Below are 12,502 nucleotides of genomic sequence, written 5' to 3' on the forward strand. Positions count from 1 at the left end.
ACTGCTCACTCTGTCTGAGGCATGATGCTCCCCGTTGGGGTCTACGCAGCTTTGCCGTATAATAGTAAACATTACGCCGGAGGTAATCATCAGCGCTTCACCACCCGGCATCTGAAATCAAGCATCAGGAAGGGAATGAAGATTGTTGACTTATACGAAACTGTTGGAACGAAAAGGCGAAATTCTCAAGAAAACCATGGAAACCTGGATTATGAAAGAGAATCGTGACGGCTTGGACCGTCAAGAAGCCCATATCTACAGGAATATGGTCAAGGAGCTTCATCAGAATGAGCAGGAGCTGAATGTGGCACGTGTGGAGGAACTGGATCAAACAACGGATTCCGAAACGGATGGAGCAGGCTCCACTCCGCGCGAGCTCATATCGCAGAGTGTGTGAGCTAAGCAGCCTATGAGACTGCCCTGATAACTAATGAAATTGAAAAAGCCGCCCGGCTTCGCTTGATGCGAAGGAAGGGCGGCTTTTGGACGTCTTAGTAAGGACGTCTCATTAACTATTAGTTCTACAGCCTGATCACCCGCCGGTACACCAGGCAATCCATCAGCTCCGGCCAATCCAGCTCGCTCTCATAAGGATCGCGGAAAGCGGTCGCAGTTGGGAGATACCCGGCGGCAACGCCAAGTCCGCCGTGCAGATTGCAGCCACCATCGCCGCCTTTGCCAGTTATACCGTCCGGTGTCAGGACCAGCTCTTTCTTATAAGGGTCGCCGGGGAAGCAGAGGCCAAGCGCGTTCGGCAGCTCTAGCGAATACGGGTCCTCAGCATTAGCCTCCCCTGAACCGCACACATGCCTGAGGCGCATGGATTCGTCAATCTCCTCGCCCCACGGAAATAACGTCCGGGCACCCGTGCTGTACAGATATTCCCATTCGTCCTCGCTTGGCAGGCTGAACTCCTCTGGCAGCTCCGACTCCACCCATTCTTCGAACGTCTCACTATCGTCGAACAGATAGAGGATGATCTGTCCGCCGTCCCGTTCAAGACGGAAATACTGGGAGTATTCATAGCTGGTGTGCGGAGCCTGACGGAACTCCTCTATGGCTTCGAGAATATCCCCGTCTTCTTCAGGGTCCAGCCCTTCAACCGCATACTCATACCAGCCTGCCGGGATGGGGTGACGCTGCACCAGCATCGGAGGGATCACGGCTTCGCGAAGCGGGGACATCGGGGCATGGGGATGAGCCTCTGCCCGGCCCAGGGTCACCGAGTCGCCCGGCACGAACACATATTCACTGCCCTTATACAAGAAGACCCCAGTTTCCAAGGATTGTCCGTAACGTTCGAACTTTTCTAACCGCAGCCACTCGAAGCAAGCGGGTAGCTGGTTAAGCACTTCCTGCATCGCATGCCTTTTCTCTTCAACCGTTAATTGTCCCCATGCGGCACGGTCCCATGCTACCATGTCATCCTCTCCTCCCGGGAATCGGCATTGTCAGCCTGTTTACTGTCATTGTAATGGACAGCCCGGGAGATTGGCAAACCGGCCGGGTATGCTGCTATTTCGTTCCCAGCAAGCTGTCTACAACAAATTGGAGCTGGGCTTCCAGTGAGATCGGGTCACTGAACACGAAGCCGCGGCTATTCTCGCGGTAGACATGATTATTCTTAACAGCGGGGAGGCTGTCCCAGATGTTGCCCTCGAAGATCCACGAGGCATTCTCCTCGCCTGTCCATCCGCTGATAAAAATATAATCCCCGGCATATTGCGGCAACAGCTCAAGGGATAGCTTGGCCCAGCCCTGGCCGCTGTCTATAGCTTCCTTCTGAATAATTGGCGGTGCCTTCAGTCCGAACTCGCCATAGATAATGTCGCCGCCCCGGCCAAAGCTGCCGTAAGCATAGAACTCCTTGGCACTTCCTGCATCAAAAATCGATACCGTGCGCTCACCTACAGCCTGCTTCACAAGCGGCTTGTATTCGGCAATTTGGGCGTCCCACGCTTCAATCCAGGCTTTGGCCTGCTCTTCCCGGCCAGTCATTGTCCCGAATTCCATTAATTGCTCCCGGAAAGGAACTCCGTAATCTACAGCGACGGTCGGTGCAATCTGGGACAGCTTCTCAATTGCAGCCGGGTCATTCCACACCACAATTAAATCCGGTTGCAGCTCAATAATCTGCTCGTAAGGGATGTCATTGCCGAGATTGACAACGTTGTCCAGTTTACCTTCTGTGTAGTTGTTAAAAGACTCATCCCCGGCTGCAATCGGCCTTAGTCCCAGTGCCAGCAGATGCCCGGTGAAGGCTCCTGCGACCATAACGATTTTTTGCGGATTCTTGGGGATTTGTATTTCACCGTTCACAGCTTTGAAGGTGACGGTCTCGGTACTGACATTTGTCTTCCCGTACTCTGCATTGCCGGTATTGCTGCCCGTGGTTACAGTTGTGCCTGCTCCAGCATAATTGCTTGCTCCGCCATTTGTATTCGCTGGTCTTGCGCAGGCGCTTAGCAGGAGTGTCAGGCACAGCAATAAAGTCACTCCTACAGGTAATTTGCTCATGTACATCGGTAAATCTCCTTTTCCACTGTATTGATAATGATTATCATCTCTGTTACCAATATAGTGACGAAGTCTGCGCGGAGCAATGGACGATTGAAGCCTAATGATAGGACGATAGGAATTGTTCGCTTGGCGCAACGAAGCGTTTCTGAACTCTCCGGGGGTGACGCCGGCCGTCTTTTTGAACAATCGGATGAAATAGGATACATCGGTGTACCCGATGCTGCGTGCAATTTCCTGCATAGACAGGTCGGTCTTCTGCAGCAAGTCTCCCGCCTGATTCATTCGGATGCGGATCAAATAATCAATGATGCTTGTTCCGGTCTCGCGCCGGAAATACTTGGACAGGTAAGGTACACTATAGTTGAAAATACGTGCCAGCGAATCCCGCGTGATCGGTTCGGCATAATGCTGCTCTATGTAACGGATGATCTGGGAGTTCAGATCCGGCCTTACGGGGCTGACCTGCTGCTCATCCATTTGCTGAAGCAACTCGTAGATAAACTGGTAGAATAAAGTTTTGGCATGCAGCCGTTCCAGCCGTTCCTGCACAAGCCATTCGTCCAGCATCTGCTCAGCCAGCTGATAGAGAATTGCCGGATGGAGCGGAATGAATCCGTACTGCAAGGAAAAGGGGAGATCTGCGTCCGTCCGCGCCGGTGAATATCGCCTCCCGGACAGCGGTAAGCTGGCCTTATATAGAATAAGATAGTACTGGAAGGAATGGTCAGTAAGACGGATATCGAGAGAAGCGCCCTTGCCCCCATGAAGCAGATAGTAAGGCTTGGCAGCATGCCCAGCTCCGTCCAAAATTACAGATGCTTGACCTTGTGTAACGTAAAGATAGGCGCTGGAAGGAAGCAGATACGGCCTGACGTCATCACCGTTCTGTATGTGTATATGCCTGACATCCATAATTTGAAATACTGCGTGATTCCAGATCCGGATGTGCTCATGTATATTTATAATCTCGTCCAATGAAGATTCCCTCCTTTCCACGGGCGATGAATTTAGCTTTACAGGTAGTACAGCTCCGCCTGTTTAGATAGCTATCCATTTATTACCCTGTCCTTATGGTCTGCGTGATCATATAATAATTCAGATTGGAACATTAATACATAGCAAAAGAGGGATAGGAGTATGTTACCAAAACGATTCAAGTTTCTCACCACGGCATTTGCGCTGCTATTGGCTGCACAGGTGCTGCTGCCCGGGCATTCATCGGCTGCCGGGAAGGTCATTGAACAGTTGCCTACGCCGGAATGGAGCTATATGCTGCCGGATGGTCTTAGCTTCTGGGGCACTATAGACACCCTACAGAGCAATAAGCGGATGTTCATTCCGCTGCTTAAGACCGTAACCGTCTCTCCTTCCAAGAAGAAGACTTCCGGCATGTTGTACGCATCCATTGACCGCGTACAAGGTTCTGCCAACTGGGTATATGACTATTCGGACATGGCCAACGACCAGCCGTTTACTGCTCATGGTTTGTATTCTGTCAGTAACGGCTACACCTATGTCTACAAAAAGAAAGGCGGTATTCCCTACGATCTCACCGCTGTCGATCCGAACGGCAAACGGAAATGGACCAAAACGATAACGGATTCCTACTCGCCGCTGTTGCTGGATAACGGAAATATTAGTATTCGGTCCGGACTAAGTGTCAACACAAAAACTATTGCTTTTACCGAATACAATCAGGACGGGAAGCAGGTAAGCAAGCTTAAGCTGACCGGCAAATGGGCCACAGGGATACTGGAGCTGCTTCCGAACGGGTACGTCGTGCATACACTGCTGGATAAACAAAACAAGGTCCTTGGGATCAACGTATACCGCAGTCTAACTGCGTTGACAACACCGCTGGCTACCTACATTGCTCCCAAAACGGTGAAAGACCCCTATTTCCAGGTGCATCCGCTTCGCGGCGGGTCGTTCCTGATTCAGATGAGCAGTACGGATACCCGGCTGTTACTCGGCTATGACGCAAACGGCGCCAAGAAGTGGGTGCGTACCTTGAACAAAGCGGATCAAATCAATACGACAGGCAACAACTACCTGATTAAGAGCGACAACGTCTACAGACTGTACAGCAAAGACAACCAATTGCTTGGTAAGCAGCAGATCGGTGAAGCCGGGGACCGCGAATGGTACTACAGGATAACGCCATCGGGCGAGATTACGGTCGAGAAGCAGTACCAATGGCAGGAGCGTCCGGCTGTGATTGATCCTGAGACCTTTGAGGGAGATATAGCGAAGGAAGATTTCTATGTGCTTGACCCGGCGAACCTGCAGATCAAATATCATCTCGCCACAAGCTGGCATGACTACGAAACCGGGCATAATTACATTTATGCAGGAGGCGGGGAGCTGTACATTACGAGGAGCTATGCGCCTAAGACCATAACCAAATATATGTTAAAGTAGCACCGAACCGGGCTTAAGCCTCCGAATGACAAAAACATCGCCAAGTGAGCATCTCTACTTGGCGATGTTTTTGCGTATCCTTTTATTCCAGCTTGAACTGTCGCAGCTCTTCCTCCAGCTTCTGTGAGATTTGGCTCAGCTCTCTGGACAGTTCAGCTACCTGCTCAATACTGCCGAGCTGCTCCTGTGTATTGGCACTGACCTCTTCAGTGGAGGCAGAATTCTCCTCAGTCGTCGAAGAGATGATCTCGATCGCCTGCAGAATCTCATCCTTATGCTTGTGGACAATAGAAGTGTTATTGCTGATTTGCAGCATCCGTACCTTCAGTTCCTCGAGGTCACTGTTCAGGCTAAAGAAGACCTGTTTGGCATTCTCTACGGATTTGGCATTCTCCTCAGCAATCGTAAGGCCAAGAGTAGTGTGTTCTACGGATAGGCTTGTTTTTTCCTCAATGGCGCTGACCTTCTTGTGAATTTCCTCGGTAGCCCGAGCTGTCTGCTCGGCAAGCTTACGCACCTCACCGGCCACCACGGCAAAACCTCTGCCATGTTCACCTGCCCGGGCAGCTTCAATGGAAGCATTGAGAGCGAGCAAATTGGTCTGGGTGGCAATTTGATTCACTGTGCCTACGATGCCCGAAATCTCATGACGGCTCAGATCAATATCCTCAATGAGCGATGACATCGCCTGTGTGGATGTGTGATTGTCTTCTGCGGCTTTGGAGAGCTGCTCCACCAAGTCCAGACCCGAACTGCTGAGCTGGGCTGAGGTCTGTACCATAGTTCCTACAGCTTGGGCATCACTGGTGATTTCGTCGATTTGATCCGATAATGCACTGGTTTTGTGAAGGATGCTCTCTGATTCAGCCGACTGGTAGTTGGTGGCATTCGCAATTTCATTGATGGCCGTGGCCGTTTCATTCATGGTTATGGCTGTTTTCGTAGAAATGGCTTGCAGGTTGTGGGAGGACTGGGTAAGCACCTGAGTAGTGGTATGAATGACCCGGATCATGCCCTGAATCTTCTGGACCATGTTAGCCATACCCTGTGCAATTTGCCCGATCTCGTTGCCCGAGCGTTCATCGAATTGAACCGTCAGATCCCCGTCTTCCATCCGCTTGATCTTGGCGAGCAGCTTGGGGATGGAGCGTAACAGGTAACGGAGGGTAATGTAAGAGATGATCACGAGCAGAAGGGCAGCAGCGGCGAAACCGCAGATAGTGATCCAGGTGAAGGATTGCAGCGGGCTAAGCGCCTCTTGCTGCGTAATGGTCAGACCTACGGACCACCCTGTATCCTTACTGGTGTCATAACCGATATACCGTTGTTCACCGTTATAATGAATTAACTCTACGCCGGCTTCCCCGTTAATCATTTTTTTGCCGATGGCTCCGAGATCTCCTGAGCTGTCCGTGATTTTTTCCTTCAGCACTTTGGCTTCATCCGGGTGGTACAGAATATCGCCTGACCGGGTGGCCAGAAGGGAGAAGCCGGTGCTTCCCAGAGAATAGCTCTGCATGATGGCCGGGATGTCATTGAAGGCAATATCTGCGGCAATGAAGCCAATCAGCTCATTACTCTCACTCCTAATCGGATAGAATATCCCCATAAGCATGGTGCCATTGTTGACATCGGCATAAGGTTCTGAATAATACAGACCCTCGGATTCAGAGAGCGGCTTGAAGTAAGGGCGGGAGCGGATATCGAAGTCAGACTTGGAGGCCGCCCCATCATTTTGGAGAAAATAACCCTTCCCGGAGAGACCGGCAACCCAGGCATCGGCGAAGGAGGGCTCCGACTTTACAATGGCTGCCAGAGTAGCTAGTGTTTCTGCTGCATGAGGCGAGGTGGTCAAGTTGTCTGGTGTGGTGCTTTCAATATATTTTTTGAAAATCGTGTTTGTGGACATTTGCCGGACCAGTGATCCTTTTTCTTTAAATAACGCATCAAATTGGTTGACAATGCCTTGCGTTTTGGTCCTAAGGATAGACTCCTGCTGATCGACCAGAATAGTTCTGGTGCTGGAATAGAAGAAGGTACCCAGAATAGAGAAGACGACAAGAATAATGACTAGCAGTACAATGGCCAATGTGTTGGCGATGCTGGAGGAGCGGAGTGGCCGCTTTTTAATTAAATGTGACATAGGTCATCTCCCAGATGCGTATTAGAGCAAATGCTCTTAGGTAATATGTCGGAATTTTGTCGATATTTCTGTAGAGGAACGACAAAAACTCTCCACCTTGTATTAAGATGGAGAGCTTAGGCTTTATCTTGGTTACTCTGCCGGCAGTATAGGACAACTGCTACAGTAGAATTGATCCGCTCTTAGCTGGTAGGCCAGACAGCAGGTCGCCTTAATGGATATCGTGTGGTGGGGAGGACTGGGGTCCGTTCTGAATCTGGGTATTATGCGGAACGGATTGCTGCGAAGTCCGAAGTCCTCCGGCTTCAGCGCCCAGGTCACAGTCTTGAATTGTTCGGCAATCTGAGCGCGGCGGCATTCACTTGCTGCATCTTGGGCTTCCTCTTCCATGAAGGTATACAACTGACTGTATAACTGCTTCCATAGCATCACTGCTTTGGTCTGAGAAGCCTCGGCAAGCGCAGCAATCACAGGACTGACTTCATTCTTATAGAACAGTCCAAGCTCGTCTATGAATTCATTTCCCTTACCAGTCCGTGCATAGATACCCTCCCGCTGATCATGGATGGGGAAGGCGAATTCGGGGTACCCCTCCGTACGGAGGAGCTGCACAGACATATTGCTCCGGCACAAGGCAGAAGCCATCGGGTGTCCAGCCGTGAGCAGTGCGGCTTTGGCTCCGCAGATTCCGGCAATCCAGGTGCACAAGATGGCCGCCGCGAGTCGTTTGTTCTCCGTTCCAAGCATAGAAGCATAAGTGCCGAGCAGGTGCTCTGCTGCGGCAGGCTGGCATAATTCAGTAAGTGATAAAGTAATTACTGCATTCTCTACAGCTTCGGGAAAGATGAAGAATCGTTCTGCCCACTGCATGTTTACAGTTTCGCACATCCTGATATCCCCTTTACTTCGAGCTGCCGCCGAAGGCCTCTAGAACCGCATCAATTGCATAGCGGTTCGCCAGCGGAGACATGCCCAGGTTAAACCAATCCTTGCCCGCCATCATGTACACCTGGTTATTCTTGACCGCCTTCATGTTCTTCCACAGAGGGCTGTTCAGCATATCCTCATAGGTTTGCTTCACCTCCGGGCTGTCCTCATTATTCAATTGGAGAATGAGATGGTCGGGATTGTACTCCGGCAACTTCTCCAGGGATATGGATAGTGACGGATCTTTAGCAGGGAAGTTTGGAATCATCTCCAGTCCCAGGGTGGTATGAATAAACTTGCCGCGGTCGATCTGATCCCCATAGAGAACGAAGCTGCCCGGCATAACCATCATATACATCACGGTTTCGTTGCCAACCAGGGCATCTAACTTCAGCTTGGCTTCCGCTTCCTGAGCCTCCAGCTCCTGGATAACCTTCTCTGCAGCTTCCTTCTTGTCCAGCACCTCGGCGATATCCTTCAGTTCATCACGCCAGTCCTGACGTTCGGGCAGCAGAACCGTCGGTGCGATCCCGGATAACTGGTCATAATCCTTGCCTGCCCACCATGCAGGAGCAAGAATAATATCTGGATTGGAGGACAGTATCATTTCAAAATTCGGGGTTTTGGCAATGCCCATTTTCAGCGTATCCTTGAAAGGCTCTTGCAGATAGGTAGGGAATTCTTCCTGGTAATTCTGCACAGCGACGGGCGTAATGCCTAAGGCTTGCAGAAACTCCGGGTAGACTACCGATAGGCCAACGACTCTGGCGGGATGGGCTGGGATCTTAATCTCGCCATTCTCACTATTGACCAGACGAAAGTCCGTTTCTGTTGAAGCTTCTACCTTGGCCTGTCCGGCGTTATTAGAGCAAGCTGCCATTACCAATACGAGCAGAGCGGCCGTGCAGAATGATATTCCTGTTCTTAGCTGTCGCATGAATTCTATAACCTCCTGAGTGTCGATACCTTACCTCTCACATGAGAGTGAGAATCAATATCACTGTTAGGAGTATAAAACAATCCCTTGGATTCGACTATAGATAATCACGCCAATATTTCATGTCCGATTACGCCACAGTAAGGGCGCCAGGTCCAGAATCATCTCCTGGGTGAACGAGGTATACTCTGTCCAGGGGTAGGGAGGGAGAAGCTCAACACGCGAATATCCGGCGGGATCAGGCCGCTTCAACGACTCCAGATGCTGGATCTCTGACCAAATAGCCTGAGACTCAGTATCCTCGTCTACGATCAACAACAGCTTGTCCGTATCCGCAGACTTCAGCTCCGCAAGCGTCAAGGTCTGACGGCTTAGCTTGCGGTTAACGAGCGGAGCGGGGATGAACTGCAGATCATCGTAGAACACTTCGCCCAAGCTCCGGTTAGACAACACCGTGAGGGTCTGAGCGGATAGGCGGGCGATAAGAAGCCTGCCCTTGGCAAGTGGATGATCGAGGCTCGCCCGGACGGTCTCGGCTTTGCGCTCATAGGCGGCTAACCAGGCCGCAGCTTCCTGTGACTTGCCGAGGCTGTGCCCGATGAATTCTAATTGCGCGCGCCAATCCATTTGGAGCCGGGGGAGAAGCGGAGCGGGGGCAAGCTCTTGAAGCTGCTGCTGCATGGCGGGACTTAGTGCTTGCTCCAGCCCCAGAATATAATCGGGACGAAGGGAGACAAGCTGCTGTAACCTGTCATTGTCCTCTTGGAGGAGCGGAAGGACCGTACCGGTTCCATATTTACGGCGGTAATATTCTGTCCAGGGATGGTCAGCCGGAGCTGCGCAGGGAATGACATTCAGTGTGAGCAGCGTTCCGATCAGGCTGCCATGGTAAGCAACGATCTTCAGCTTGGTATTCCGCATGAAGGCGGCCGGAGCTACACCCGTAACTTGCTTGAACTTGCGCCGGAAATAAGCAAGATCCTTGTAACCGACATATGCGGCGATATCCTTCAACTCGTAATTCGTATGGGGCAGCATTAGATTTCTTGCTTGTCTGATCCGGCATTCGGTCAGGTATTCAATTGCGCTGAGCCCATATTTCTGCTTGAACAGCCGGATGAAATGCCTTACGCTAATGCCTGCTTCGCCCGCCAGCAGGGTGATTGATAGCTCTTCACGGTAGTGCTGCTCTATGTACAGCTTGACCCGTTCCATAATCGTATCGGTATCGTCAGGCTCAGACTGCCGGGTATCGCTGAGCAGACTGTACAGCAGCTCATAGAATCTGCTCTGTGCAAGCAGCTGCTGTAAGGGGTCCGTGCTGCCCATGGAAGCGGTGATGGCCTCGCAGTGTTTGCTGTATGTAACGGTTGAAGCCACCGCTGCTTCTCCTTCCAGGGGGAAGGGAAGACGGGACTGCGTTGAGCTTAGCTGGTCCGGTTGTTCAGGCAGGTGGCGCTGGGCGAATACATCAAACCGCAGAATGTACACACTCTGTTCGCCTGAACCTTCCAGGCTGGCTTCGATTAACTGCCCCGGCAGGCAGACAAAAGCAGCTCCCGCTCTGAGTTCGCCATACTTGCCGTCCACAGTGATCCAGCCCCGGCCCGAAACTGGAATCAGGAGCAGATGCGATTCAAGGAATTGCAGACGGAGCGAACACTCTCCCGTGAGACTGTTGTTCTGCTCGATGCTGCGAAGCCTGAACCACATCTGATTAAGCTGTCCGAAGGTTCCTCCGGGCAGGACGCCGTCCTGATCGTTCAATCCTTGCACCACCCTTTCTTACGCTAGTCGCAGACTCTTGATCCTTGTATGGCCCGGAAGCCGGACTCCGGTTAAGCGTTCATATCCGTGATAGCCGGAATATTGATTTCCTTCACGCAGGCTGCGCTGGACAGGCTGACGATACATTTTACGATAGAAACAATATCCTGAAGAGGAATACGCGTGCCGTTATATTCGGCAAGAGCGCGGTCCATGCCCTCTGCATACGGAATTTCGGCTGCAAGCTCGCCGGGGTTAATACATGTCACAGCAATCCTGTCTTGCCGCGTATGTTCTCTCAAGGCCTCTGTAATCCCCCGGATGGCAAACTTAGAGGCGACAAAAGAAACCTGTGTGCTATTCGCGTTGCTTAGACCCGCAGTCGAGCCAATCAGAATGATTTTGCCTGCTGCTGATTTCCGGAGAGGTTCGAGCAGGGCCTGAATGCCCACAATAGCGGATGTTATATTCACATGAATCAGACGGCTGATGTCGGCAGGATCGTCCTGATCGAAGGTGTAGTGGTCCTCGAACCCTTCTTTTTCCCAAATTCCCACGTTGTAAATGAGCACATCCAGGGTTTCGTTCTGAAGGGCATCGCCGACCCGCTGGGCGGCTTGGAGATCTGCCAGATCTGCCTGTATCCAAATACGTTCCACACCATCGTTCAACTGCAGGTTATCAGGTTTTGTGCGTGAGACTACCCAGACCTTATCCCCCTGCTCAGGCAATCCTCTGACAAAAGCATCTCCTAATCCTTTGCTGGCACCAAATACGAGATAGTTTTTCATTGTAAGTCTCCATTTCTATGATTCTCCTCATAACTAATCCAGTCACTCCAGCTCCCCGCATACAGCCGCACGTTCTTGAATCCCGCCTTCTCCAGCGCCAGCACATTCGGACAGGCGGTTACGCCGGAGCCGCAATAGACGATGATCTCACGATCCTTAGGAAGTCCGGCAAAATGCTCCACAAGCTCGTCGGCGCTCTTGAAGCTGCCGTCTGCGTTCTGCGTGTCTTTCCAGAAGAAGTTGACCGCACCAGGGATATGCCCCCCGACCGGGTCCAGGGTCTCATTCTGGCCGAGATAACGGTCATTGGACCGGGAATCAACCAGAACGGGAAGAGCAGAGGGAGAATCCGCTGCAGAAGGGTTAGCTTCATCCTCAAGCGTTCTCTGCGAAACACTCCGCACCTCTTCATACCCGGCCAGCATCTGCGGCTGCACATTTGGTACAAAGGTACTAGGCACCCGCACGGGCTGATGATCTGTCACCGGATATTTCTCAGCCTTCCACGCACTGAAGCCGCCCTCCAGAATGAATACCTGTTCATGCCCGAGGTAACGCAGCAGCCACCACAGCCGGGCCGCGTTCATGCCGTTCTCATCGTCATAAGCAACAATCCGTGAATCATTGCCGATTCCGAGCTTGCTGAGCCGTGCAGCCAGCACCTCAGGGTCAGGTAAGGGGTGACGTCCACCATGCTCGCGTTCCGGGGAGGACAGATCCAGCTTCAGATCCAGATAGACGGCGCCCGGAATATGCTCTTCTTCATAGCTGTCTCTACCGGCTTCAGGCTGGCCCAGTGTGAAGCGGCAGTCCACGATCGTCTGCTCCGGCTCATAGAGTCTGGCGAGCAGCCAGCGTTTGCTTACAGTAGCATCCATATTTATCCCATCCTTTGTAAGTATGATAAGGAGTATTATAGCTGATAATCCCCGTTCCGCATAACCGCTCTGCTAGTCTGCTAATTTGACACAGCTGCGTTCCGGATTCTACAATGGC

At 51.8% G+C, this 12,502-nt stretch carries 10 protein-coding genes; 2 read left to right on the top strand and 8 right to left on the bottom strand.

Features of this window, described 5'->3' with window-relative positions; translation table 11 throughout:
• Positions 1-163 precede the first annotated feature (163 nt).
• Complete coding sequence (locus KDC22_RS15040) at positions 164-397, top strand: hypothetical protein (protein ID WP_246553590.1); 234 nt, start codon at positions 164-166, stop codon at positions 395-397.
• Between the two features lie 124 nt (positions 398-521).
• On the opposite strand, the gene KDC22_RS15045 is transcribed toward KDC22_RS15040, so the two are convergent.
• Positions 522-1,421: a formylglycine-generating enzyme family protein gene (locus KDC22_RS15045; protein WP_211723640.1), complete on the bottom strand. Its 900-nt coding sequence runs from the start codon at positions 1,419-1,421 to the stop codon at positions 522-524.
• 94 nt (positions 1,422-1,515) lie between these two features.
• Complete coding sequence (locus KDC22_RS15050) at positions 1,516-3,495, bottom strand: AraC family transcriptional regulator (RefSeq protein WP_211723641.1); 1,980 nt, start codon at positions 3,493-3,495, stop codon at positions 1,516-1,518.
• 162 nt (positions 3,496-3,657) lie between these two features.
• On the opposite strand from KDC22_RS15050, the gene KDC22_RS15055 reads away from it, so the two are divergent.
• Positions 3,658-4,941, top strand: coding sequence for a hypothetical protein (locus KDC22_RS15055; RefSeq protein ID WP_211723642.1), 1,284 nt, complete (start codon positions 3,658-3,660; stop codon positions 4,939-4,941).
• An 82-nt stretch (positions 4,942-5,023) separates the two neighbouring features.
• On the opposite strand, the gene KDC22_RS15060 is transcribed toward KDC22_RS15055, so the two are convergent.
• The 6 genes from KDC22_RS15060 to KDC22_RS15085 all read right to left on the bottom strand — a co-directional run bounded on the left by KDC22_RS15060 (position 5,024) and on the right by KDC22_RS15085 (position 12,384).
• Positions 5,024-7,084, bottom strand: a complete 2,061-nt coding sequence (locus KDC22_RS15060; RefSeq protein ID WP_211723643.1) for a methyl-accepting chemotaxis protein — start codon at positions 7,082-7,084, stop codon at positions 5,024-5,026.
• Between the two features lie 132 nt (positions 7,085-7,216).
• Positions 7,217-7,972 (bottom strand): (2Fe-2S)-binding protein, encoded by a 756-nt coding sequence (locus KDC22_RS15065; RefSeq protein WP_211723644.1) that lies wholly within the window; start codon positions 7,970-7,972, stop codon positions 7,217-7,219.
• Positions 7,973-7,985: 13 nt separating this feature from the next.
• Positions 7,986-8,948, bottom strand: a complete 963-nt coding sequence (locus KDC22_RS15070) for an ABC transporter substrate-binding protein (RefSeq protein ID WP_211723645.1) — start codon at positions 8,946-8,948, stop codon at positions 7,986-7,988.
• A gap of 120 nt (positions 8,949-9,068) precedes the next feature.
• Positions 9,069-10,715 carry a helix-turn-helix domain-containing protein gene (locus KDC22_RS15075; RefSeq protein ID WP_211723646.1) on the bottom strand — a complete coding sequence of 549 codons (1,647 nt, stop codon included), beginning with the start codon at positions 10,713-10,715 and terminating at the stop codon, positions 9,069-9,071.
• A 71-nt stretch (positions 10,716-10,786) separates the two neighbouring features.
• On the bottom strand, positions 10,787-11,506 hold the full coding sequence (locus tag KDC22_RS15080) for an SDR family NAD(P)-dependent oxidoreductase (RefSeq protein WP_211723647.1): 720 nt from the start codon (positions 11,504-11,506) through the stop codon (positions 10,787-10,789).
• On the bottom strand, positions 11,503-12,384 hold the full coding sequence (locus tag KDC22_RS15085; RefSeq protein ID WP_211723648.1) for a sulfurtransferase: 882 nt from the start codon (positions 12,382-12,384) through the stop codon (positions 11,503-11,505). Before KDC22_RS15085 ends, KDC22_RS15080 begins: the two co-directional genes overlap by 4 nt.
• Positions 12,385-12,502: the final 118 nt, after the last annotated feature.

The organism is Paenibacillus tritici (assembly GCF_018207515.1).
Taxonomy (GTDB): Bacteria; Bacillota; Bacilli; order Paenibacillales; family Paenibacillaceae; genus Paenibacillus_AQ; species Paenibacillus_AQ tritici.